We start from the raw sequence: 22,718 nt of genomic DNA on the forward strand, positions 1-22,718 counted from the left end.
TCAGTGAAGCGGATGGCTCGCGGCGATGGTCTGGGCGATCATCGCTGCCGTGGCGGCCGACAGCGTCCAGCCCAGGTGCCCGTGTCCCGTGTTGTAGAACACGCGCGTGGCGCGGCCACGCGAGACCCGCGGCATCATGTCGGGCATCATCGGCCGCAGGCCGGCCCACGGCACCGACCGCGAGGTCTCGATATCGAAGTTGCGCCGTACCCATGACACCAGCGGCGCTATGCGGTCCGCACGGATATCGCGATTGTCGCCGTTGAATTCCGCGGTGCCGGCAACGCGGAAACGGTCGGCCCCAAGCCGGCTGGTCACGATCTTGGCGCTTTCGTCGAGCAGGCTCACGTACGGCGCGTTCTTCACGCTGCGCTCGTCATCGAGATGCACCGTGATCGAATAGCCCTTGACCGGATAGACATTGAGCCGGTCGCCAAGCATGGCCGCGATATGGCGGCTGCCCACGCCGGCGCACACCACCACCGCCGTCCCCGCGATCTCGCGTTCGCCCCCACCCTGCCCCGAAGCCACGGCGGCTTCCGACGCGGCCACGCGCATCGTGACGCCATCCTTGCGCAGGTCCACCGACTTCACGTCCACGCCATGCACGAACGTCACGCCGAGCCGCTCGCACGCGCGTGCGAGGCCGCGCGTGAACTTGTGAATGTCGCCGGTGGAATCGGACGGCGTGTAGTACCCGCCGTAGTAGTTGCCCTGCAGCGTCGGCTCGATCGAACGGATCTCTTCCGGCGTGACGGCATAGCGTTCCAGGCCGCCTTCCACCAGCATCTGGTTGGTGCGGCCCGCGGCCTCGAAGCTGGGACGGTCGTGATAGAAGTGCAGGATGCCGCGGCGCTCCAGATTGAAATCGATCTGCTCGCGCTCGGCCATCTCGAACAGGCGCTGGCGCGCGGCAATGGCCAGGCGCGTGGTCTCGATGGTGTTGGCGCGGTAGTTGCGCAGGTTGCCGACGAATTCACCGAGCCACGAATACTTGTGCCACGACGGGCGCGGGTTGAGCAGCAGCGGCGCGTCGCGCCTCATCATCCATTTTAGGCCCTTGAGCAGCGTGCCGGCATTGTTCCAGACCTCGGCGTTGCATGCGGAAAGCTGGCCGCCGTTGGCGAACGAGGTTTCCATCGCCGGATAGTGGTGACGGTCCAGCACGGTAACGCGATAGCCCTGTTTCGCGAGGGTATAGGCGGTCGTGACGCCGGTAATGCCGGCGCCGATGACGAGCATGTGAGACATGACAGATTGTCCTGAAGCAAGGATGAATTTGACCGTTGCCGGTCCCCTGCCCCATCTGTCCGTGGTACCTGAGAGCTTGGACATGGCCTGGCCATGCCGTCCCCTTCGGTGGGCGCGAAGCGCCTCTCTCCAGATCTTTACTTGCGACGCCACAGTCCTCGGTGCCTGAGAGTTTCCGGGGCGGTTGCTCCGTCGGCGCCGGACCCGCCTGGCGGCGTTCCGGTCTCTCCTGCGAGGTCGCACGGCGCCGGGGGTTGGTCCGGCGCCGCTTTGCGGCAGGCTTGGAACCTGGCCGCATGGCGATGATATCTGGAAGTGCCCGGGCGCGGGGAATCGGGTTATCCCTAGCAACGCCCAGGCCAAGGCCCTCAGATCACGCCCTGCGCCAGCATCGCATCCGCGACCGAAGTTCCCCGACAGTCAAAACTGCTGCAACCAAATGCGCGGCATCGCTCGCGGCCGGCGGAAATGACAAGGGCGGCCTCATGGCCGCCCTTGTCGAGGCACCCCGCTCCCTTGCGGCAGCGGGACCGGCAAGATGACTCGCCTGCCTACTACTCGATCGTGATCTTGCCCTGCTCGATCACCGACTTCCAGCGCTTGAGCTCCTGGTTCTCGAATTGCACGAACTGCTCGGGCGTATTGGCCACCACCTCGAAGCCGCTTTCAGCCAGCTTGTCGCGCATCTTCGGCTCGTTGAGCGCGCCGACCAGCGCGCCGTGCAGGCGGCTCTTCACGTCGGGCGGCAGGCCGCGCGGCGCAGCGACACCTTGCCACGAATAGACTTCCACGTCCTTCACGCCGCCTTCTGCCATGGTCGGCACGTTCGGCAGCACCGCCGCGCGCTTGTCGGACGTCACCGCCAGCGCGCGCAGCTTGCCGCTGCGGATATGCTGGATCACCGCGTTGATGTTCTGGAACGACACATCGACTTGTCCGGCGAGCAGGTCGGAGATGGCCGGCGCACCGCCCTTGTACGGTACGTGCAAACCGTCGGTGCCGCTCTTCTGCCAGAACAGGGCCGCAGTCAGGTGGTCCGACGAACCGGCGCCCGAGGTCGCGAAGGCGACCTTGCCCGGGTTCTTCTTCATGTAGCCGACCAGTTCCTGCATGGTCTTGGCCGGGAAGTTCGGGTTGGCCACCAGCACATTGGGCGCGCGTACTGCCACGGTGAGCAGGTCGAAGTCCCTGGCCGGATCATAGGACAGGTTCTTCTGCAGGAACGGATTCACCGCATAGACGCCGATCGACGCCACCATCATGGTGTAGCCGTCCGCCGGCGCGCGCTTGACGAAGGTCGCGCCGATCGCGCCCGTCGCGCCGGGCCGGTTATCCACGACAAAGGGCTGGCCCAGCTTCTCGTTGAGCGGCACGGCCAGCATGCGTGCGATGGTATCGGTCGAGCCGCCCGCGGGGAACGGCACCACCACCGAAACCGGTTTTTGCGGCCAGGCCGGGCTGGCCGCCGTGGCCGCGCCGCTCGCGACGGTCACGGCCGCTACCGCTGCCAGGACCATGCCCGCGCCGGCACAGCGGCGCAGCAGCGTGGAAAGATCGATCATTGTTGTCTCCTGTTGAGGTTTGATTGGTCGCTGCCTGCCGGGCCAGCCGACGCGTCCCTTAGCGGACCATGCAGGGCGCCTTGTTGTCGAACTTCCAGCCCGGGATCAGGAACTGCATGGCGATCGCGTCGTCGCGCGCGCCCAGGCCCTTTTCCTGGTAGAGCGCATGAGCGCGTGCCAGCGCCTCCATGTCGAGCTCCACGCCGAGGCCCGGCGTTTTCGGGACCTGCACCATGCCGCCTTCGATCTTCAGCGGGTCGCGCGTCAGGTGCTCGCCGTCCTGCCAGATCCAGTGCGTGTCGATGGCGGTGATACGTCCCGGCGCGGCGGCGGCCACGTGGGTGAACATTGCCAGCGAGATATCGAAGTGATTGTTGGAATGCGATCCCCATGTCAGGCCCCATTCGGCACACATCTGCGCGACCCGTACCGAGCCCTGCATGGTCCAGAAGTGCGGGTCGGCCAGCGGGATGTCGACCGACTGCAGCCGCACCGCGTGGCCCATCTGGCGCCAGTCGGTGGCGATCATATTGGTCGCCGTGGGCAGTCCGGTCGCCGCGCGGAACTCGGCCATGATCTCGCGCCCCGAGTAGCCGTCTTCGGCGCCGCACGGATCTTCCGCATAGGCCAGCACGCCATGCTTGTCGCGGCACAGGCGGATGGCGTCCTTGAGCAGCCAGCCGCCGTTCGGGTCGAGCGTGACACGCGCCTTCGGGAACCGTTCGTGCAGCGCGAGGATCGCCTCCATCTCCTCGTCGCCGCGCAGCACGCCGCCCTTGAGCTTGAAGTCGTTGAAGCCATAGCGCTCGTAGGCGGCTTCCGCCAGGCGCACGATGGCCTCGGGCGTCATGGCCTCTTCATTGCGCAGGCGGAACCACGCGTTGCCGGCCTCCGGCTCGGTGCGGTAGTCGAGCGTGGTGCGGCGGCGGTCGCCGATATAGAACAGGTAGCCGAGCATTTCCACCGCGTCGCGCTGCTGGCCTTCGCCGAGCAGCGCCGCCACGGGCACCTGCAGGTGCTTGCCGAGCAGGTCCAGCAGCGCGGCTTCCAGCGCCGTCACGGCATGGATGGCAATGCGCAGGTCGAAGGTCTGCAGGCCACGGCCGCCGGCATCGCGGCTGGCAAAGGCGGCGCGCGCACGGTTGAGCATGGCCTGGTACTGGCCGATGGGCTGCCCCACCACCAGTTGCCGGGCATCTTCCAGCGTCTGGCGGATGCCCTCCCCGCCCGGCACCTCGCCCACGCCAGTGTTGCCCGCACTGTCGCGCAGTATGACGATATTGCGGGTGAAGTACGGGCCATGCGCGCCGGACAGGTTCATCAGCATGCTGTCGTGGCCGGCGACCGGCACCACGGTGAGTTCGGTCACGACGGGCGTGGCGGGATGGTCACCTTGGCTGGCGGCTTGTGAAGCGTTCATGCGGGCTGTCTCCAGAATCTGATTGGCGTTCGTTGGCGCGGCGGCGTGGGCCGCGGCATATATCGCTGGCTGCGCATCATCGATCTCACAGCATACGTTATCAGTCGTCGTATGACTTACAACCGAGTATAATGACCACATTCCGGCCAGGTCAAGGCCGCAATTTCCCTACGCCCTTCGCACGCCCATGTCCGACGCCCAGATGACTCCTCCCGCACCCCTGCGCCGCCGCGGCCGCACGCTGGCCGAGGAAGTCGTGAGCGGCCTCACCGAAAGCATCCGCCAGGGCCAGCTCAAGCCGGGCGACAAGCTGCCCACCGAGTCGGAGGTCATGGCCAGCTTCGGCGTAAGCCGAACCGTGGTACGCGAAGCGCTGTCGCGCCTGCAGGCCAGCGGGCTGGTGGAAACCCGCCACGGCATTGGCACGTTCGTGCTGGCGCGCCCGGCGGAAACGTCGTCGCCGTTCCGCATCGACCCCGCTACCATGGGCACTGCCATGGACGTACTGGCCATGCTGGAGTTCCGCGTCAGCCTGGAGGCCGAGGCAGCCGGACTGGCCGCGACGCGCCGCAGCGACGAGCAGCTTGCCGCCATGCGTCGCGCGCTCGACGCCATGGAGCGCAGCGCCACGGAAGGCAGCGACGCCGTCGGCGCGGATTTCGAGTTCCACCTGTCCATCGCCCGCGCCACCGGCAACCGCTATTTCACCGACATCATGGGCCACCTGGGGACCATGCTGATCCCGCGCAGCCGCCTGCAGGTCAATGCGCAGGAACGCGCCCAGTACCTTGAACGCGTGCATTTCGAGCACGAGAATATCTATGACGCGATCGAGCGCCACGATCCCGAAGCCGCCAAGGCCGCCATGCGCATGCACCTGACCAACAGCCGCGAGCGCCTGCGCAAGGCGTCGGCCGCCGCCTGAGCGGCCGCAGCCGGGCGGTTGCGGTCAACCGCCTCATGTCATATGATGTCCTACGAGATGAAACCTCCGCCGCGGCACACCTGAACGGACCGCTCCGTTCGACGGCGGCCTCCGCTCCTCTTGTCCCTTTGCAGGAAACCCAGACATGACGATTACCGGCGAAATGCTGATCGGCGCGAGCGCCGTGCACGGCATCGACGAACCCTTCCACGCCATCAACCCGGCCACTGGCGAGACCCTGGAACCGGTCTTCCACGGTTCCAGCAGCGCCGATGTGGCGCGTGCCTGCGACCTGGCCGAAGCGGCATTCGATACCTTCCGCGCCACCTCGCCCGAGCAACGCGCGAGCTTCCTCGAAGCGATTGCCAACCAGATCGAGGCGCTCGGCGACGTTCTGATCGAACGCGCCCACGCCGAAAGCGCACTGCCGCTCGCCCGCCTGCAAGGCGAGCGCGGCCGTACCACCGGCCAGTTGCGCCTGTTCGCCACGGTGCTGCGCGCCGGCCGCTGGCAGGCTGCCACGCTCGACAGCGCCCTGCCCGAGCGCACGCCGCCGCGCCCCGACCTGCGCATGCAGAAGATCGCGATCGGTCCGGTGGCAGTGTTCGGCGCCAGCAACTTCCCGCTCGCTTTCTCCGTGGCCGGCGGCGACACCGCCTCGGCCCTGGCAGCCGGCTGCCCGGTGGTGGCCAAGGCCCATCCCGCGCACCCTGGCACGTCCGAACTGGTCGGCCGCGCGATCCGCCAGGCCGTGGCCGATGCCGGCCTGCCCGAAGGCGTGTTCTCGCTGCTGACCGGCGCCGGCCACACCGTCGGCACGGAACTGGTGGCCCATCCGGCCATCCAGGCGGTGGGCTTTACCGGCTCGCGCGCCGGCGGCCTGGCACTGATGCAGGTCGCCAGCAACCGCGGCCAGCCGATCCCGGTCTACGCGGAAATGAGCAGCATCAACCCGGTCTTCCTGCTGCCCGAAGCGCTGGCGGCACGCGGCGAAGCCATCGCGCGCGACCTGGCCGATTCGCTGGTGCTCGGCGTGGGCCAGTTCTGCACCAACCCCGGCCTGCTACTCGCCCTTGAAGGCCCGGCACTCGACAGGTTCCGCGCGGCAGCCGGCGCTGCCGTGACGGCAAAGCCGGCCGGCACCATGCTGACGCCGGGTATCCAGCACGCATTCGAACACGGCATCAGCAAGCTGTCGGACATCGACGGCCTCGCGCGTATCGTGAGCGGCCAGGCCAGCACGGGCCCGAACCAGGCCCGCGCGGCGGTCTTCGAGACCACGGCGCAGCACTTTATCGCCGACCCGCGCATGCATGCCGAAGTGTTTGGCCCGTCCACCGTGCTGGTGGCCTGCCGCGATGTCGAGGACATGCTCGCCGTCACGCGCGAGCTGGAAGGCCAGCTGACCGCCACCGTGCAGGCTGACCGCGGCGATTACGCCGTGGCCGCGCAGCTGCTGCCGCTGCTGGAGCGCAAGGTGGGCCGCGTGCTGTTCAACGGCTATCCGACCGGCGTGGAAGTGTCATACGCCATGGTTCACGGCGGCCCGTTTCCGGCCACGTCCGACACGCGCACGACCTCGGTCGGCACCACGGCGATGGACCGCTTCCTGCGCCCGGTGTGCTACCAGAACGTGCCTGCCGAACTGCTGCCGGCCGCGCTGCAGGACGGCAATCCGCTGGCGCTGTGGCGGCTGAAGGACGGCGAGCCGGCACGCGCCTGAGCTTGCCGCGCACGGTCAGAACAGCATATCGAGCAGCGCGAACAACTCGGCGTCCGCCCTGGCCGCCGAGCGCGAGCGCCGGCGCACCTCCTGCAGCAGGCAATCGGCAAAGCACTGCGCGGCCTGGCTGCGCATGGTGTTGCGCCGGCCGATGATGCCCAGCCGGGTGGTCTCGAACTGCTCGGCGATGTTCAGCGGCTGCACCCAGTCCTGCATCGCGTCACACAGCAGCAAGGGCCTGGGGCAGTAGCTGAGCATGCCGGCATGGCGGATCAGTTCGAACATCAGCGCGACCGAGTGGGCGCGGTGCAGGCGGCTGGCCGCAATGCTGGCGCCGTGCTGCCAGAACAGGTTCTGCATGAAGGCGTCGTAGCTCGACGCCGTGTAGTTGACGGCCCAGTCGTGCTCCAGCAGCTCATGCAGCGAGCGTGCGCCGGCGCCGGGATGCTCCTTGCGGGCGATCACGCAGGACCCGTAGCGCAGCAGCGGCTCGCAGTCGAATTCCTGCGTTGACATCGCGGCCGTAAACGGCCCGATGGCGAAATCCAGCGTGCCCTCCCTGAGCCTTGGCAGCGCCACCGCGGTCAGGCCCTCGAACATCTCCACCTGCACCTCCGGCATGCGCTGGCGGAACTGCGTCAGCACGCGGGGCAGGAACGTCAGCATGATCCACGGCGTAACGCTCAGCGACAGCGTGCCGACGCGCTCCCCGCGCAGCACGGCCAGGTCGTCGCTGGCACGCGCAAGCTGGCCGACCACCAGCCGCGCGTGAGCTAGCAGCCGTTGTCCGGCCCCGGTCAGCGCCACGCCACTGGCCGTGCGCACCAGCAACGGCAACTTTGGGCACGGTCTCGCGATAGCGATACTCGCTGGCCACCTCCACCTGGGTCGGGATCCTGGCGATCGATTCGAGCCAGTACTTGGCGGTGCAGCCCGAGTAGTAGCTGGTGCCGCAGGCCAGGACAAGCACGCTGTCGACCCGCGCGAAGGTCTGCGCCGTGCATTCGCCAAACATGTCCGGGCTGATGACGTCTATGCCATTGATCGTATCGCTCAACGCGCGTGGCTGCTCGAAGATCTCCTTCTGCATGAAGTGGCGGTATGACCCCGCGGCGGCGTACGCTTTCACCTCGCGCACCTCGCGCTCGACGGCGTGGTCGCAGGCGTCACGGATCGTCACGCTGTCGAGCGTGAGTTCCATCACGTCCCCCTCTTCGAGGTAGATCACGCGATTGGCGGTACCGGCCACGGCCAGGGCATCGGAGGCCAGGAAGGATTCGTTCTCGCCGAGCGCCACCACCAGCGGCGAGCCCGAGCGCGCGCCGACCAGGCGATCGGGCTGGTCTTTCGAGACCACCGCGATGGCGTAGGCGCCGTGCAGGCGCTTGGTGATCGCGCGCACCGAGGCGAACAGGTCGCCGCGCGTGGCGCTGTCCGGGCAAGTGTAGGCCTGGTGGACCAGGTGGGCCACCACTTCGGTGTCGGTCTGCGACTCGAAGATGTAACCAAGCGCGCGCAGCTCCTCGCGCCTGCACGCCCCGGGGACCCGGTGCGGATTCCCACGACTACCTCACTCAAGCCGGCAACCGATCTCTGCACTGAACGGAAAGCAAAGCCATCTGTTCCGCAATCACTTTCGTCCTCTCAATCGCTTCCAGCTCATCCCCCATCCATACAGTGCGATACAGCCGAAAACAATCAGCGTAGGACCAAACACAAACGACAGCACAGGAAGCCACAACAACGAAAATTTCTGCACGACGTAGACATGGAGCAATAGCTGCAACGGGACGGCCACGACAATAAAGGCCAGCGTCATCGCTGTCAGCGCTATCTTCCGTGACCATGAGAAGTCGAAGACATAGTAGACCAGCGCATGCGCCCACGGCAGGACCACGAGGAAGCCGACAGCAGTCTTCATGCCGTTGTCGATATAGCTGCTCACGGTGTAAGGGAACTGCTCGGGTACCACGGCAAAGAAGGCGAGCGCCGTTAACTGGATAAAGAGGGCAAACAGGAGGAAGTAGCGCAGCGGCAGCATCCTGGCAGGCAGGCGCAGCGTGAGCAGGCCAGCGGCAATCGTCAGCGCCGCGGTCATGCACCATGTCTCCAGATCGGGCAGCGCCGCCATCGCGTCAAGGTGCGGCAACGGCAGATCGAATCCGGCCACGCTCGTCAGGCGTTCGGCCACCACGCCCTGGATCTCGAGTTTCCCGAGCCAGAAAGCGAAGACGCCTGTCCAGCCGGCACTGAGATAGTTATGCAGCAACCATTCGACCGCGTTGAACAGCAATGGCACCAGCACGATACCGGCGAGGGTCGGTGCCGATAGATTGAGGCGATCCATTGAGCGGTGCCGCGCCACACTGATCACTGTACGGCCCAGAGACTCGCCTTTGTCGGGTGCAGCCGATGCCTGGCTGGATGGATGCGTCATGATCAGAACTCAACGAAGATACCGGCCTCCGCTTGCTTTCGCTTGTAGGACGGGTTTTCATAGTAGGTCGCGCGCAAATTGAACCCCACGTCTTGGTGATCCATTTACGCCAGGTCAACGAGACGTCGTGGCTTGTGAAATCGCGCAGCAAGGTCTGTTCGCCAGTCAGCTGATTCATCTCCCCCGTCGTACTTCCACGTGGTGTATTGGTCCTTGTCCCGGCCATATGTCAACGCAATCACGCCACGGTTGGATCGGACATTGCCCGGGTCGCTGCGGTTGAATCGTCCGAGCAGCGGTGCAAAGACGCGCGGCGCCGTGGCTTCCGCCTGGGCGAGGGCATCCGATGACGCCACCGCCATCAGCATGCCGAGCAGCGGAAGCCAGCTTGCAATGCTGCGGTGGGCGGGTTTTCCCAATCGGTTTCTGTGGCGCATATGGTCATCACTCTTCGGTGGTCATGGCCCCAATGCCTTCGGCTCGACGCATTGGGAGCCCTGCTTGATTGTTATGGATTACTACCGGCAAGAAGTGGCTATCGACATCGCAAGCCACCCGGCACGGGCGCCACGGCCTGCTCCGGGGTAAGTCTGGATTCAAACGCTTGATACAGGGCCTCCTCCAGGACGTTCCAGTGCGTCCCGTGCCTGAACTGGGTCGCGCGCACGCGCCAGCAGGTGATCGCGTCCGCGTCACCCATCTTGTCAGCCACCAGAGCCACCAGGCCCCACGGATAATCCGTCTCGGGCATCTGCAGCCAGACAAAGCGGTGTTGCTTCATCCAGGCGTGGTAACGCGCGGAAGCCCGCTCGTTGTCGGGAACGATTCCAGACAGGATAGGAAATATCTGCGCCACCGTGTCCGGATAGAACTCGGTCTTGTCGCGCGCCTGGGTGCTGACGGCGAAGCCGCGGCCCGGCTGCCAGAACACTTGCAGGATGTCGCGGTCGAGCTGCTGCGCCTTGAGAGTCCACTGCTCGGCGGCTTCCTTGTCATGGGTGGCCTGCGCGTATCTGGCTACGGCCTTGAAGGCGCTGGAGATCTCCGCGTTGTCCATCATCAGTGCAACCGGCAGGTCGGAGGCGACATTGAAGACACCGAGCCGTTTGTCGCGCAGACCGTCGAGATAGCGGCTTGACATATCGAAGCTTCGCTTCCATGCGGGGGGCATGCCCTCTGGCGGTGAAAACCGCACCAGCAACTCCATCCAGGTGGCAAGCAGGGCATCGTCCGCGTCCGCCTGACGACACCCCACGAAGCGGCCGCGGACCAGGCAATAGCGCTCGAACTGCCCGCTCTTGAGCTGTCTTGGCAACAACCAGCGGATCCACCGGCGTGCGGCGGCGCGTGCGTCCAGGCCGATGTCCGATGCGGACAGCAACGCTTTCGAGGCAAAGTAGGGATCGATCGTGTCCCCGCCATAGTAGGTCGTGATCGCACCGTCGGACCGCTGGTAGCCGGTGAGACGCAGTTCCGAAGCGTGGCCGTTCACGCATAGCAGGAGCGCACACATCAGAAGAAGGCCGCGGATTCTAGTCATGTTCGTCGCAAGGCGCAGCCATGGCGGCCGGCATTGCCCTCCCTCCGACAATTGCGCTCACCGCGCCATGCACCGTCGTGCCACGCCACACACACACCTCCGGAGCGGCTAACGAGGTTGGCCTCGACAAGAGGCCTATCTGGCAGTTTTCCGCAATGCTGACCGATTCTTCCGCGATAACGGGGCCCATGATGGCGCAGCAGGGCGCGACGAAAAGCGCGCTACCGCACACGAGCGCGCCATCGATCCGGACATGGTCCTCCAGCCGGATCGAGCCGGTTGCCTTGACGCTCCCCGTAATCCGCGCGGCGGTTCCGATCCTCAGGTCGCCGTGGACAATCAGGTCTCCGTCGTGGCGGATGCCAGGCGCCAGCAAATAGTCATGCTCGATAATCCGGTGGCTGCCTTCATCGGATGACGTCACGCCTGCTCGCTCTGTCTGCTCCAGCGGGGGTGGGCGCGCGCCACCGGCAACCGCACTCTTGCCGCCATCCCGATTGTCCGGATTGCCAAAGCGGATCGCGCTTGCCGTCAACGCGGTGAACTCGCAGCCATCTTCAATGAGGATCTCCTGCCAGGCGGACAAGGGCCCTTCAAGGCTGCAGTGCGGTTCGACACGCGCATTGCGCGCGTGCGCCCAATGCTGCAGCACGCTACCCTGGCGCAGGAGCAGGCCGCCTTCGGCCAGGACAGCCAGCAGGCAGTTCGATACCCCGCTGCTGAGATTGCGCTTCGCGTACAACTCACGCCTGAAGGTGAAGTGATCCGGCAACTCCAGATCTCCCTGGGCAATCACGACGCGATCGCAGCGCCGCAGCGCATGCTCCGCGGATGTCGGTGTCCAGGCACTGCCGACTTTCAGCACCTGATCCCGAAACGCCCCTGCCCTGGCCGCGGCGCCTGCCTTCGTGTCCAGCATTGCCCGGAACTCCGCTGCCACGGCACAGACATCCAGGGTATGCTCGCCATCGATCGCGAGCGGCAAAATGTCACGCGGCCGCCGCCATTCCGCGAATGCCGGCACCAGGGGCAGACTGAAGGCCAGCAGGGTCAATACAGTCAGAAGGATCAGCCACATTTCATCAGCTCCCTTGTCGGTAGCGTTTCGTCTTGTCCCAATGCAGCTCGCGTTGAAGCAGGACACCCCCGATCACCTGATCGGACGTGGCTCTTGCGATCGTGAAGGCACTGACAAGGAAGCCGAAATAGTTCAGCGGCAGCAGCCGGACTCTTTCGCAGCCACCGTCGAGGTGAACCGCCGCTGCAATTTCGAAGAATGCGGCGAAGTTGCCCAGGGTGCCATAGGACATCAGTGCGAGCAGGATGAGCGTGCTATGAAGCGGGAAGCCGCTCGTATAGAACAGGAAAATTGTCAGCGCCCAGCCCAACAGCATGACCGGTGCCATCGTGTAGATGGCGAGCAGCGCCACGCCGTCCAGTCTTTCAAACAGTCCGTGCCCCTGGCATGTCACCACGCCACGAGCGTGACGGTAGAACGACTGGTTGTGCCCCTTGGTCCAGCGCATGATCTGCCGGATCCGCACTGGCCATGCTTCGGGTACCTCTTCGTAGCATTCGGCCCAGTTCTGATAGACCGTCTTCCAATTTCCCAGCATGAGCCGGTACGTAAGATCAGTATCCTCGGCAAGCACGTCATCGTGCCAGCCCCCCACACTGCGCAGTGCCCGCAGCCGGACCCCTCCCACCGTGCCGCCGTACTGAGGCACGAGCCAGAGGTTCATGCGCGCCTGCTGGTCCACCTGGTAACCACCGGAACGCTCCATATCGAGCAGTCTGGTGAGCAGGTTGCTGCCAAGATTCAGTGGCACTACCCGACCCATCGTGGCACCGACTTCAGGATCGAAGAACGGCGCCACCAGCTGCTTGAGCAAGCCGAACGGGGGCAGGTAATCGGCATCGAAGACAACAATGATTTCCGTGCTCACGGTCTCGCTGGCATCCTTGAGCGCGGCCGCCTTGCCCGGCTTGCCGCTGACCCGGTGGAACGGAACGATCCGACCGGGATGCCGCGCGGCAATCTCGTCGATGATCTCGCGAGTCCGGTCACTAGAGCGGTCATTCACGGGCATGATGGTCAGCCGGTCCGCCGGGTAGTCCACCCGCAGCAGGCATTGCAGAGAGCCGGCGATCACCACTTCCTCGTTGTGCGCAGCGACCAGGACCGTCAGCGATGGCCATTCCGCGACATCGATATCGAGATAGGGATGCCTCTGCCTGCCAAACAACCGGTTCAGCGTAAAGACATAGTGCCGGACTGCGTAGAGCACAATGAGCGACATGATGATGGCCAGCAACCCAGTCAGCGTGGAGACAATGACCTGACCCGCGCTCGCGCCGGTCTCCGCCTTGTCGAAGACAACGGGTGGGGGCTCTTCGAGCTCCTCTTCGTCCTTGTAACTGCCTGGTGGCAGTCGCACGGCCGCCACCTCCGCAGCCTCCTGCATCGATCGCTCCGGAGCCCTATGGTTGCGCGCGATCTCGTGCGGTGCCCTTCTCACTATGACAGTGTGCACGATGAGCTTCTCCGCGGCGCTCGGCAGAGCAAAGCCTATCCCTGAAAACAGCGCGCCGAGCAAAAGAATGGTGCGAAGCGATCGAGACATGAATGATCCAATGAGTGCTGCGAAACGCCCGGACGGCGTGGCACAGCCGTCCGGTGGATGAACGCGGATACGTTGCCAGGCGTCATTGCTTGCCGCTGGTAAAAGCCAGCGAGTTGCCCGCACCTGCCGTGACCAGCCAGTTGGTCGAGTCCCACGTCACGCTTGCAGCGCCTTGTGTCACTACCGGCTGCGTGTAGGCAATCTTGGGCAGCACCCAGGTCTGGTCGGTCATGCCCGCGGGGTTGCTGGCCTGGAAGCTCCAGGCATTGCCGATATCGTTGGCCTGCCAGGTGGTTTGCTGGCGCCGCTGGGCAAATACGGCCAGGTCGTTCATGGTGTACCAGTTGAACAGCCCTTGCGACTTGAGCGAGCCGGCATAGGAAAAGATGCCATTGAGCACGCCCTGGTAGTCAATGGCGCCGAGTGGATGCATGTAGATCAGTCGACTGGTTCGGTTCTTCACTACGAAGTCCGTCAGCTGGCTGTACCAGGCGCTGATGCTGCTCGTTGGTATGCTGGCCTCCTCAAACTCCTCGAACGTCGCGTTCGCGCCGAATGGCATGACCGGGAACGCGCGAATGGTCTGATTGAGCAAGGCACCGTTGCGGTAGCTGCGCGTGGGCGGCATGCCGGTATGGCCGACGAAGTAGTATCCCGTGTCACCGTTGGCTTCCATCCAGTCGATCGACCATTGCGGCGTATTTCCCTCTGGCGCTGCGTACTCGGTTGTCGGTACGCCGGTCACCCCCTGAACGCTCTGCTTGTTGAGCACCAGGTACTGCTGGAAGGTCGACTGGTTCGTCTCGCTGGCATTTGCTCCCCAGTAGTCGTGTATCCAGCCGCCATGGTCGCCGACATGGTGTCCCTTGCTCAGCAGATAGCTGACCAGCTGCCTGGCACCGGTGTTCTGGGAAAGGTTGATGCCCAGGCCATCGCCGAAGTTGACCTGGTCCGGCCCGGCGGTTATCACGATGGAGAACGGACCATTGTTGAAGATGCCCCAGCTCTTGAGCTTGTACGCCGGCCAGATCTGGTCCCGGGCGCAGAAGTGCATGTTGAGCACCAGGCCGCCGATGCCCTTGGGCTGTGCCGATAGCCGTGGCATGTTCATCATCGTTTCGCCGAAGTAGCGCACGAATCCGTGCATCGGCATGCCGTCGGTCTGCCCTTTCAGGTAGGTCAGCGGAAGATTGACGAAGAGCACCTGACCCGAACCGAAAGTACGCAGACCGGCAACCAGTCCGAAATTGGGGGCAGTCAGGAAGGCGGTGCCCGAGTAGGCCCCCTGCGTGACGAAGCTAGGGTAGGTCAGGAAGCCATATACGTAGCCGGAGACTCCCTCCACGGGGTCGCTTGACGATGTGGTCGTCCATGCCATGGACTTGCCGGGAGGGACCTGGACGGCGCGCAGCGTGCTGCTCAGGCCGGTGATCGGACCGAGGCCGATCATGTTGCCGCCCAACTGGTCGTAGAGAACGTAGCTGACGCCGGCCAGATTGCTGAACCGACTCTGCTGCGACGCGTAGAAGCCGGTTGTCGTCAACGCGCCGAAGTCGTAGACGAGCATCACATGGCCGCCTTGATTGGCATAGGTCTCAATCGCGGTCACCATGCCGTCGCTGGCATTGGGGTGTACCGTATCGGGCAGGATCATGCCCGGGTACTGCGCAGGGGTGACGCCCTGAAGCACTTGCGAGTCGGTGACCAACGTGATCTGAAGACCCTCCTCGCGTGCGGCGTCGAGCCACGCGGTAATGCGCGGATCGGACGGCGTGTAGTTGTCGGGTACCACCAGCGCAATCTGGTTGGTGGCGGCCAGGACGGAGCCAGCCGCGACCAGAGACAGGACCATCAATACCAGGGCACTGAGTCGCTGCAGCATGAAACGGAGTTTATGGAACACGATCATCTCCAGAACGCGAAGGGGGAAAACTGAGGCCCGATAGGGTCGACACCCATCTGTCAGAGGTGCAGGACATCGTCGAACATCCGCTCGACGCCGGGCGGCTCAGGCTGATCATTTCTTGGTCTGGCCTGGCGCCGACCCCAGCGTGTAGGTCCCCGCTTTGACCTTGGGGCCAGCCACAGCCTTCTTGGGCTTCTTCAACACCTTGTCCCGCTCTGCCTTGTTCTTGCCGGGCTTGTCTGCTTCGATAGCGAAGTCGAACTGCCGGTTGTGGTCGTAGCCGTTGAGGCCTCCGGGATCGGACGGACTCGCGGGGAGATAGAGAATCGGCCCGGACATTACCGCTGCCGCCTCCGCCGACAACTGAGCGCGTGCCGGCCCCGCGGTCCACACGCCGGCAAGCAATAGGGTGGCCGCCGCCAGGGTTGTTGCAGATTTCATGATTGCTTCCTCCAGATTGCGGTGTGGCCGGGTAGCTGAATGGCGCGCGGATCCATATCCGTATCCGGTTCCGCGTGCATCGCGCGAGCGAAAGCGGCGGTACACATCGTTTTGACAGGTAGCTGCAGGGCACTGACAATGCGCTCGCTCGCTCGCCCGTCTCCAAACGGATTGTGGGCACGCGACATGCAGGAATACACCTCGCGATCGCGCAGCAGCAGCTCGACAGCAATGACAATTCGTTCCGTATCGGTCCCAACCAGCCGCGCCGTACCGGCAGCCACCGCTTCAGGGCGCTCCGTAGTCTCGCGCGTCACCACGACCGGCTTGCCGAGAGCCGGTGCTTCCTCCTGGATCCCGCCGGAGTCCGTCACGATCAGATAGGCGAGCGACATCAGGAAGACGAACGGCTGATAGTCCTGCGGCTCGATCAGGTGGATCCGGGGATGCTTGCTCAAGATGGCATTGACCGGCTCGCGCACCCTGGGATTCAGGTGGACCGGGTAGACGATCTGGATGTCCTTGTTCCGATCGGCAAGCATGCGCAGCGCCGCACAGAATCGCTCGAATGGTGCACCAAAGTTCTCGCGCCGATGCCCGGTCACCAGCACCAGTCGCCGGGATGCATCAAGGAACGGAAAGCCGTTTGCCAGGCGCGTGCGCACTTGGGCATCGGCGTCGATCTGTTGCTTGACTTCGAGCAGGGCGTCAATGCCTGTATTGCCGGTCATCCTGACGCGGATCGGGTTGGCACCTTCGCGCAGCAGCGTGTCGTGCGCCTGCTGCGTCGGAGCGAAATGCCACGTGGCCATGATGTCGGTTACGCGCCGGTTCATCTCCTCGGGCCAGGGCGCGCTCATGTCGCCGGTTCGCAAGCCCGCCTCGACATGGCCGACGGGGATGCTCCGATAGAAGGCCGCCAGCGTGGCGGCCAGTGTCGTGGTGGTATCGCCGTGAACGAGCATGGTGTCGGGCATAAACTCGTCAATGACCGTTTGTACGCCGACCAGCACCTTGGTTGTGATGTCGGAAAGGCTCTGGCCTTTACAGATCACGTTGAGGTCAAAATCCGGGACAATCCTGAACAGGCGCAACACCGGGTCGAGGAGCTGCCGGTGCTGGCCCGTCACGCATACCCGCAGATCGAATGCCGGTGAACTTCGCAGCCGCCGCATCAGCGGTGCCATCTTGATCGCTTCGGGACGCGTCCCGAACACAGCGAGAACCTTCTGCATGTCGAGACTCCTCGTCCTGCAATCACGCCGGGATATGCTGATCGCCAGTTCGAGAGCAAGGGATGATCGATCGCCTTCCACGCTCCGCACACGCGACGCCTCCACACCCTGGGATATCAAAGCCGGAGGCCAGCACGTCGGGCACGCCGCAACGTCTGTGCCATCTGCGCAAGGTCGGTGGCGTCTCAGCCATTCCGGCGCGCCCCCGTCTGGATAGCGCTTGGATTCCGGTTGATTCCGTATCACGGTTGCAACCGCTCACAATCTGCGCCCCACGCTGGCCGTCTGGAATTTCCGGCGGAAGGAAGCGATAAGGCGTTCCACCACTGACAAGAGAATAAGAAGAACTCTTCTTGCTTTTTTTGCAATCTAAAAAAATGCTCGATTTTTGTTCGCCGCCAGTCACGAATTAATTGGAGCTGCGAACTGTAAATTCCATGAGGCGGCAATAGGTACGATGAAAATCCAGTCAGGGCATGCGCCCATAGACACGGCGATGGAGGATTGACGCAAACGGGATGACATCTGGCCACAGCAACGTACTGTGGAGAGGCACCAAGCTTGTTTCCCTGTATTCGTGTCTTCACGACGCATGAATGCAAGAACGCTCTCACGAGCGTTTCTCGATATCGCACATCTGTATCAAGTGTGAGAAAACGCGCAACTATCGACTATCAACGTAGTGAAGAACGGCGCGGTCGCGTACCTTCGCCGCGCGGTCAGTTGCGAAACACTATGGATTTGCTTTCGACTCAACTACTGTTGAAGAGCTTGATCCATCAGTCGCCGGTACCCCGCCACTCATGCCTCAATGGCTTACCACGGCGACCGGACGGGAGTTCCCCCAGGAACGGAGTGGGGATGCTGAACGCCAGTGAGCGACCTGCTACGAAGACGACCTCCGTTCGACGCGTACAGGTCCTCTGACGAAAGGAGAATGCCGGTATGCGTATTCACTCAATCATTGATATCACCAGGCTCAAGCGCAAGCGCCATGCGGTAAAGATCGGCCTGTCATGCGCGATGTCCATCGGTGCGCTACTGCTCGCAGGCTGTGGCGGCGGGGAGAACGATGCCTCCCTCGTTACGCCAACGCGAACCACGCTGGCCGAGGTTCACGTTCCAACTGCGGCCATGTACCTCGTCAGAAACAGTTGACCGTTAGGGGCGCGCAATGGCCGCGCCCTATCCCCCACATCAGCCTCTTTCCAATGAGTTGGATGCAGCCGAAGAAAGACTTTGCGGTCGCGCAAGCGTCCGAAATGCTGGCCTTTCTTCTGCCTTTCTTCAATTCCACCTGCGGGTTGCGCCTATTGGCAAGCACTGGGCAAGCACTGGGTTCAATAGCGGGTGAATCTTACAAGCCGATTAGCTTCAATTCGATGTAATAGTTACCGGAGCTTTCGCGTACCTGTTCAAGTGCGCCCTCTCATTGATGAGCCGACAGCGCGGGTGATCGCGCCGGCATCACGAGCCCCCGGATTGCCCGGAGAATCACTTTGAACCCGTTTCATAAAAAAATAAAGCGAATACCTTCTCTTCGTGAAATGAGTTCTCAAGCTGACATCGTTGTCAGCTAAACGATTTCCCCGACCAAAAATAAACGATTTCGCCAGATGTTTTCTTAGGGCCGGGTGCTAAACTCGTCACATGCGTAAAGCAATTCGCTGGATTTCAGGAAAAAATAAATCCTTTCCTTGGATTTCATGCGCTCCACTTTCCAACATCCTGTTCGCATACAAATCGGCCGCGAACTGTCGACCCGATAGCGGTTAAGAACTTCACAACGACGCGGCCTTACAGCGGCGGCCCAGACCCTCTGGCTGCGGGAACCGCCCCTGAACTCTTTTTGGCGGAACAGTCCAACAGTTCCGGATGGTGGAGGCGGGATAGTTGCCCCCCTAAAGGGCTTGTATAAGAGCAGGCCTTTTCCTCCTTGTAGGAGACCTCGGGTTGTGTTCAGCGTCGGGCCGTAGTCGGCCACCTGCGGACGCTCGCCCAGGGTTTCAGGCAGGCATTCGAACGGCGGATCCACACCAAAAAGCGGGCCTAGCGGCGCATCCCCAACAGCCTGCTCCTTTAGGCCGGTGGCCTCGACGCTGATTCATCGGCCCTGCTCGCCTCCGACCTTCTGCTGCCGCGCGCGCTGGAAGCGCAATGGGAACTAATCGCGCATTCGCTGCGGAACCTGATTTCCTGCGCGGACCGTTCCGCCATCCAAGCCAACTGGGTGGGACATCTGGAGCCTCGCCCTCTTCCAGTCGGACGCTCAACGCACCGTGCCATCGCCATTTCGGCATCGCCGATGGAATTGCTGCGCAACGCACGCCTCGTTGCGGTGCGCCCCGGATGCTGCTCGATCCCGCTGCCGGCGTCACTGGAACCGCACTTGAGGTCGGTCTCGGGCACCTGGGCCGATTTGCCGGCTACTCCGCGGCGCGCTTCGATAAGCAGCCGCGCAAAACTCAGAAGCGGCACGCGTAGCGGCTCAAGGGCAACGCGTGCCCGACGACCTGAAGGCACACGCAACAATCCACGGCGTTCCAGTGCCGCAACACGGTGTTCGATTCCACTTGCGTTTCCCGGCCCTAGATCGTTGCATCATGATGGAAGCGGGGCAAGATTGTATGCGCTGCCCGCCATAACAATAGTGACCGCCAGGAGACCCGATGAACGGTGAAACCACCACCCGGTTGTCCGTGCCCATGCATGGAACAGACTCACGCACCAGATGGCTTGTGTTGACGGTGGCGTGGGCGGCGCTCGTCCTCTCGACCGTCTGCAGACTGGCGTGGGGAACGCTGGCCATTCCGTTGGGACAGTCGCTGACGCTGCCGCTCGCCGCACTCGGCATGTTCGTGACGGCATTCTATGTCGGCTATGTGCTGTCCAACTTCGTGTGCGGGTTTGCAATCGATCGCGTTGGCGGCCGCGTGGCGCTTTCCGCTTCGCTTGTCAGCCTTGCCATCGCTACTTACGCCTTTTCCTACACACCAACGCTCACGGTTGGCCTGGTCTTGCAGGCACTCATGGGGCTGACCGCCGGCGCTGACTACGCGGCAGGGGTGAAGCTGGTGACGACATGGTTTGAGAAGCGTGAACGCGGCCGGGCCGTGGGGCTTCTCATGAGCGCGTCGTCGGTCGCAGTCATCGCGACGAACGCCATCCTGCCGACACTAGTAGAGGCCTATAGCTGGCGCGTGAGCTATCGCCTGCTCGGCGTTCTCTCTGTGTTCCTGGCCGTGGTCTGTGTCGCGGTCCTTCGCGACCGGGTCCCGACTGGCGGTGCAACGCAACCGGGAGAACGCCACACCCACCGTGCTCGCGCGCATGGCCAGATCCTCGCGGACGCGCGCGCATTGATGACAAGAAATTTCGTCCTGCTGGCACTGGCTGGATGTGGTGCGTTCTGGGGGACGCTTGGCTTCACCGCATGGGCAATCCCTCTAATGGTGAAGGCGCATCATGTTTCGCCGGTTCAGGCCGGCTATGTCCTGGCAGTGGCCGGGATTGCGGGCCTGTTCGCGAAGCCCACCATCGGCTGGATTTCCGATTCCTTCGGTGCACGCCGGAAGCTGCTGGCCATTCTGTCACTGATCTTCTTTTGCGCGGCGCTGCTCGCCTTCGGCCAGGGCGATGATCTGGCCACGTTCCGCCTGGCCGCCCCTTTTATTGGTGTCGGGGCCTTCGTTTACAGCCCGCTGCTGGTCACGATGGTCGCCGAGCAGACGGGTCCGTCGAGGGCCGGCTCGGGGGCAGGCGTCGCCAACGCCGCGTGGCAGTTAGGTTCCGCGCTGTCCCCGGCACTCGTCGGCCTGGTATTCCAGGCACAGCATTCCTTCCCGTTGGCGTTCGCGGTGCTTGCCGCCGGGCCGCTCTTCGGGGCCCTCTGCCTGGCATTTATCAAGGAAGGCCAACGCCAGTGAATGGCGCGCAGCTTCTGACAACCACCGAGGTATAAGCAGCCATGAAACACATTACCCATATCACCGAAAAACTGTGGATTCCGCACAAGATCGAAGGGTCGGAAGGGTTTGAATTCATCTTCGACATCCTGGCCGGGGAATACACGGACGCATACTCTGTCGATATCGTTCGCGTTGCAGAAGGCGGCTACTCACCACCGCACATCGACCCTGACAATCACGCGTTCTACATCCTCGGTGGCGAAGCCGAGATCGACATCGCCGATGTCTGCCATCGTGCCACGGCCGGTGCGGTCGTCCGCATCCCGCGCGGCGTCGTCCATGCCGTTCGCAATGCCGGACAGCGAGATCTGGTGTTATTGACCATCTACGATCCGCCCCGCGTACGCAAATCCCAGGATGGGGCCGTGCCACCCACGGACCATGTGGGGGCAAACTGATCCGCATGGTCAGGCATGCCCCCCTCGCGCAAGAGCGAGGGGAGTCGATCAGTGCACGACCTTCTTCCGCAAGCAGTTCCTGACTGACCGTCCGGCAGTCCGCAGATTCCGATACGCTAACAAGAACGGCGCCCTCCCGGTTATCCGAGGGGCGCCGTTGTGTTTGTCTGGCGACGTCGCTACGTCCCCAGATCACCCTCATCAGCGCCCCGCGGGCGCATGCTGTCAGGGCACGGTCGATGCGACAGGCTTGTCCGACTGCACGATACTCTCCCAGCGCTCGGCGCGATGGGAACCATCGCAATAGGGCTTGCTGGCGGACAACCCGCAACGACAAAGCGAAAAGATGCCCTTGTGGGGGTAGCGGTTGCCATCGGCATCGACCAATTCGAACTCGCCGGTCACATGGAGAGGCCCTGAGTTCAGGACGCGGATGTTGGTAGTAGACATGGAAACTCCGGACGCTCGAGTCGTCCTTAACGGGTTGGCGCCTGCAGTGGCGCACGCGGACAACTGCTGAAGCCGGCCTCGTGATGCGAGGCATCGCAGAATGGCGGGCGCCTGGTGTGGCCGCAGCGACAAAGCAAGCATGACTTGCGTCGACGAAACGGTACGCCGGCCTCGTCGACCAGCTCAAAGTCACCGGCGACCTGCAATGGGCCGTCGTCGCCCAGGGTAATCGTGGTAGTCATGATTCAGTCCTCATTACGCTGGGAAGCCAGACCTCACGCAGTGCTCCTCGCGCCCTGAGCCCCGGGGTGGACGACGTCCACCTTTTCACCCAAAGCGTGAAAGTCGCCCCGGCAGCAAACCAGAGGCCGCTCGTCAGTGCGCTGGATCTTCAGGGTTTCACCCACCAGGATGGTGTGGTCGCCGCCGTCGTAGGCAGCCCAGCGCCGGCAGACAAACCAGCCCATCGTGCCTGTCAGAACGGGCGCGCCTTCGTGCCATTCGTAGGCCGGGTTCCAGCGTTCTGGCATGCGATTGGCGAAATAGTGACCAAGGAATGCCTGACGCTCGCCGAGGATGTTGATGGCGTAAGGCCGGTCGGCTCCCAGAAGCGCGTGCGACTTGGCTGTCTTGGCGATGCTCACGGCGACCAGTTGCGGCTCGATGGATACCGCGGCAAAGGAACTTGCCGTCATGGCGTGCATACCGCCCAGGCCGTCGTCCATCGACACGACGGTCACACCCGTCGTGAAGGCACGCAGGCCCTTGCGGAACTCTTCCGGATCAATGTGTTGGGATTGAGTCATATCGTCTCCTGGGTTCTCCTCGAAATCGGGTA

The 22,718-nt window shown here is 63.5% G+C and carries 20 protein-coding genes, 1 pseudogene and 1 riboswitch; of the genes and pseudogenes, 5 read left to right on the forward strand and 16 right to left on the reverse strand.

From position 1 onward, the window contains the following. The 3 genes from AC3FNH_RS09240 to gudD all read right to left on the reverse strand — a co-directional run bounded on the left by AC3FNH_RS09240 (position 1) and on the right by gudD (position 4,233). Complete coding sequence (locus tag AC3FNH_RS09240; protein ID WP_488719838.1) at positions 1-1,251, reverse strand: D-amino acid dehydrogenase; 1,251 nt, start codon at positions 1,249-1,251, stop codon at positions 1-3. A 142-nt stretch (positions 1,252-1,393) separates the two neighbouring features. Continuing rightward, positions 1,394-1,493, reverse strand: a riboswitch (glycine riboswitch). A 312-nt stretch (positions 1,494-1,805) separates the two neighbouring features. After that, positions 1,806-2,813 carry a Bug family tripartite tricarboxylate transporter substrate binding protein gene (locus AC3FNH_RS09245; RefSeq protein ID WP_488719839.1) on the reverse strand — a complete coding sequence of 336 codons (1,008 nt, stop codon included), beginning with the start codon at positions 2,811-2,813 and terminating at the stop codon, positions 1,806-1,808. Between the two features lie 58 nt (positions 2,814-2,871). After that, the gene (gene gudD / locus AC3FNH_RS09250; RefSeq protein ID WP_276101062.1) at positions 2,872-4,233 is read right to left on the reverse strand and encodes a glucarate dehydratase; all 1,362 of its coding nucleotides are present in this window, start codon (positions 4,231-4,233) and stop codon (positions 2,872-2,874) included. A gap of 187 nt (positions 4,234-4,420) precedes the next feature. Here gudD and AC3FNH_RS09255 point away from each other — a divergent pair, with 187 nt between their 5' ends. Continuing rightward, positions 4,421-5,158, forward strand: a complete 738-nt coding sequence (locus tag AC3FNH_RS09255; protein ID WP_488719840.1) for a FadR/GntR family transcriptional regulator — start codon at positions 4,421-4,423, stop codon at positions 5,156-5,158. A 145-nt stretch (positions 5,159-5,303) separates the two neighbouring features. Further along, entirely contained in the window at positions 5,304-6,881 is a 1,578-nt protein-coding gene (locus AC3FNH_RS09260; protein ID WP_488719841.1) for an aldehyde dehydrogenase (NADP(+)), read from the forward strand. Positions 6,882-6,896: 15 nt separating this feature from the next. On the opposite strand, the gene AC3FNH_RS09265 is transcribed toward AC3FNH_RS09260, so the two are convergent. The 10 genes and pseudogenes from AC3FNH_RS09265 to wecB form a co-directional block, all read right to left on the reverse strand. After that, positions 6,897-7,706, reverse strand: coding sequence for a LysR substrate-binding domain-containing protein (locus tag AC3FNH_RS09265; protein ID WP_488719842.1), 810 nt, complete (start codon positions 7,704-7,706; stop codon positions 6,897-6,899). Positions 7,707-7,722: 16 nt separating this feature from the next. Continuing rightward, a pseudogene (locus AC3FNH_RS09270) lies at positions 7,723-8,409 on the reverse strand (glutamine--fructose-6-phosphate aminotransferase); the annotation flags it as partial. A 102-nt stretch (positions 8,410-8,511) separates the two neighbouring features. After that, positions 8,512-9,318 (reverse strand): hypothetical protein, encoded by an 807-nt coding sequence (locus AC3FNH_RS09275; protein ID WP_488719843.1) that lies wholly within the window; start codon positions 9,316-9,318, stop codon positions 8,512-8,514. Between the two features lie 104 nt (positions 9,319-9,422). Then, a complete protein-coding gene (locus tag AC3FNH_RS09280; protein WP_488719844.1) occupies positions 9,423-9,755 on the reverse strand; it encodes a hypothetical protein in 333 nt (110 codons plus the stop codon). Between the two features lie 98 nt (positions 9,756-9,853). After that, positions 9,854-10,858, reverse strand: a complete 1,005-nt coding sequence (locus AC3FNH_RS09285) for an MGH1-like glycoside hydrolase domain-containing protein (protein WP_488719845.1) — start codon at positions 10,856-10,858, stop codon at positions 9,854-9,856. Beyond that, positions 10,851-11,936, reverse strand: a complete 1,086-nt coding sequence (locus tag AC3FNH_RS09290; RefSeq protein WP_488719846.1) for a bactofilin family protein — start codon at positions 11,934-11,936, stop codon at positions 10,851-10,853. The genes AC3FNH_RS09285 and AC3FNH_RS09290 overlap by 8 nt, the downstream gene beginning before the upstream one ends. Before the next feature lie 4 nt (positions 11,937-11,940). Continuing rightward, positions 11,941-13,482, reverse strand: a complete 1,542-nt coding sequence (locus tag AC3FNH_RS09295) for a glycosyltransferase family 2 protein (protein ID WP_488719847.1) — start codon at positions 13,480-13,482, stop codon at positions 11,941-11,943. An 82-nt stretch (positions 13,483-13,564) separates the two neighbouring features. Beyond that, the gene (locus AC3FNH_RS09300; protein ID WP_488719903.1) at positions 13,565-15,364 is read right to left on the reverse strand and encodes a polysaccharide deacetylase family protein; all 1,800 of its coding nucleotides are present in this window, start codon (positions 15,362-15,364) and stop codon (positions 13,565-13,567) included. Positions 15,365-15,499: 135 nt separating this feature from the next. Then, the gene (locus tag AC3FNH_RS09305; RefSeq protein WP_488719848.1) at positions 15,500-15,829 is read right to left on the reverse strand and encodes a hypothetical protein; all 330 of its coding nucleotides are present in this window, start codon (positions 15,827-15,829) and stop codon (positions 15,500-15,502) included. Next, positions 15,826-17,064 carry a non-hydrolyzing UDP-N-acetylglucosamine 2-epimerase gene (gene wecB / locus AC3FNH_RS09310; protein WP_488719849.1) on the reverse strand — a complete coding sequence of 413 codons (1,239 nt, stop codon included), beginning with the start codon at positions 17,062-17,064 and terminating at the stop codon, positions 15,826-15,828. The genes AC3FNH_RS09305 and wecB overlap by 4 nt, the downstream gene beginning before the upstream one ends. Before the next feature lie 945 nt (positions 17,065-18,009). Here wecB and AC3FNH_RS09315 point away from each other — a divergent pair. The 3 genes from AC3FNH_RS09315 to AC3FNH_RS09325 all read left to right on the forward strand — a co-directional run bounded on the left by AC3FNH_RS09315 (position 18,010) and on the right by AC3FNH_RS09325 (position 21,430). Continuing rightward, positions 18,010-18,222: a hypothetical protein gene (locus AC3FNH_RS09315; RefSeq protein ID WP_276101035.1), complete on the forward strand. Its 213-nt coding sequence runs from the start codon at positions 18,010-18,012 to the stop codon at positions 18,220-18,222. A 1,511-nt stretch (positions 18,223-19,733) separates the two neighbouring features. Next, positions 19,734-20,990, forward strand: coding sequence for an MFS transporter (locus tag AC3FNH_RS09320; protein ID WP_276101033.1), 1,257 nt, complete (start codon positions 19,734-19,736; stop codon positions 20,988-20,990). Between the two features lie 41 nt (positions 20,991-21,031). Further along, positions 21,032-21,430: a cupin domain-containing protein gene (locus AC3FNH_RS09325; RefSeq protein ID WP_276101032.1), complete on the forward strand. Its 399-nt coding sequence runs from the start codon at positions 21,032-21,034 to the stop codon at positions 21,428-21,430. A 225-nt stretch (positions 21,431-21,655) separates the two neighbouring features. Here AC3FNH_RS09325 and AC3FNH_RS09330 read toward each other — a convergent pair whose 3' ends face one another. Genes AC3FNH_RS09330 through AC3FNH_RS09340 form a run of 3 tightly spaced genes read right to left on the reverse strand, consistent with a single transcriptional unit; the run spans position 21,656 to position 22,686 of the window. Further along, positions 21,656-21,880, reverse strand: a complete 225-nt coding sequence (locus AC3FNH_RS09330) for a CDGSH iron-sulfur domain-containing protein (protein ID WP_276101031.1) — start codon at positions 21,878-21,880, stop codon at positions 21,656-21,658. 26 nt (positions 21,881-21,906) lie between these two features. After that, positions 21,907-22,122 (reverse strand): CDGSH iron-sulfur domain-containing protein, encoded by a 216-nt coding sequence (locus AC3FNH_RS09335; protein ID WP_488719850.1) that lies wholly within the window; start codon positions 22,120-22,122, stop codon positions 21,907-21,909. Positions 22,123-22,155: 33 nt separating this feature from the next. Further along, positions 22,156-22,686: a flavin reductase family protein gene (locus AC3FNH_RS09340; RefSeq protein WP_488719851.1), complete on the reverse strand. Its 531-nt coding sequence runs from the start codon at positions 22,684-22,686 to the stop codon at positions 22,156-22,158. Between the last annotated feature and the right edge of the window lie 32 nt (positions 22,687-22,718).

The organism is Cupriavidus sp. 22TCCZM01-5 (genome assembly GCF_057798915.1).

Coding starts and splice junctions, on each gene's coding strand:
- AC3FNH_RS09240 (WP_488719838.1), bottom strand. CDS start 1,251: ATGTCTCACATGCTCGTCATCGGCGCCGGCATTACCGGCGTCACGACC.
- AC3FNH_RS09245 (WP_488719839.1), bottom strand. CDS start 2,813: ATGATCGATCTTTCCACGCTGCTGCGCCGCTGTGCCGGCGCGGGCATG.
- gudD (WP_276101062.1), bottom strand. CDS start 4,233: ATGAACGCTTCACAAGCCGCCAGCCAAGGTGACCATCCCGCCACGCCC.
- AC3FNH_RS09255 (WP_488719840.1), top strand. CDS start 4,421: ATGTCCGACGCCCAGATGACTCCTCCCGCACCCCTGCGCCGCCGCGGC.
- AC3FNH_RS09260 (WP_488719841.1), top strand. CDS start 5,304: ATGACGATTACCGGCGAAATGCTGATCGGCGCGAGCGCCGTGCACGGC.
- AC3FNH_RS09275 (WP_488719843.1), bottom strand. CDS start 9,318: ATGACGCATCCATCCAGCCAGGCATCGGCTGCACCCGACAAAGGCGAG.
- AC3FNH_RS09280 (WP_488719844.1), bottom strand. CDS start 9,755: ATGCGCCACAGAAACCGATTGGGAAAACCCGCCCACCGCAGCATTGCA.
- AC3FNH_RS09285 (WP_488719845.1), bottom strand. CDS start 10,858: ATGACTAGAATCCGCGGCCTTCTTCTGATGTGTGCGCTCCTGCTATGC.
- AC3FNH_RS09290 (WP_488719846.1), bottom strand. CDS start 11,936: ATGTGGCTGATCCTTCTGACTGTATTGACCCTGCTGGCCTTCAGTCTG.
- AC3FNH_RS09295 (WP_488719847.1), bottom strand. CDS start 13,482: ATGTCTCGATCGCTTCGCACCATTCTTTTGCTCGGCGCGCTGTTTTCA.
- AC3FNH_RS09300 (WP_488719903.1), bottom strand. CDS start 15,364: ATGCTGCAGCGACTCAGTGCCCTGGTATTGATGGTCCTGTCTCTGGTC.
- AC3FNH_RS09305 (WP_488719848.1), bottom strand. CDS start 15,829: ATGAAATCTGCAACAACCCTGGCGGCGGCCACCCTATTGCTTGCCGGC.
- wecB (WP_488719849.1), bottom strand. CDS start 17,064: ATGCAGAAGGTTCTCGCTGTGTTCGGGACGCGTCCCGAAGCGATCAAG.
- AC3FNH_RS09315 (WP_276101035.1), top strand. CDS start 18,010: ATGCGTATTCACTCAATCATTGATATCACCAGGCTCAAGCGCAAGCGC.
- AC3FNH_RS09320 (WP_276101033.1), top strand. CDS start 19,734: ATGAACGGTGAAACCACCACCCGGTTGTCCGTGCCCATGCATGGAACA.
- AC3FNH_RS09325 (WP_276101032.1), top strand. CDS start 21,032: ATGAAACACATTACCCATATCACCGAAAAACTGTGGATTCCGCACAAG.
- AC3FNH_RS09330 (WP_276101031.1), bottom strand. CDS start 21,880: ATGTCTACTACCAACATCCGCGTCCTGAACTCAGGGCCTCTCCATGTG.
- AC3FNH_RS09335 (WP_488719850.1), bottom strand. CDS start 22,122: ATGACTACCACGATTACCCTGGGCGACGACGGCCCATTGCAGGTCGCC.
- AC3FNH_RS09340 (WP_488719851.1), bottom strand. CDS start 22,686: ATGACTCAATCCCAACACATTGATCCGGAAGAGTTCCGCAAGGGCCTG.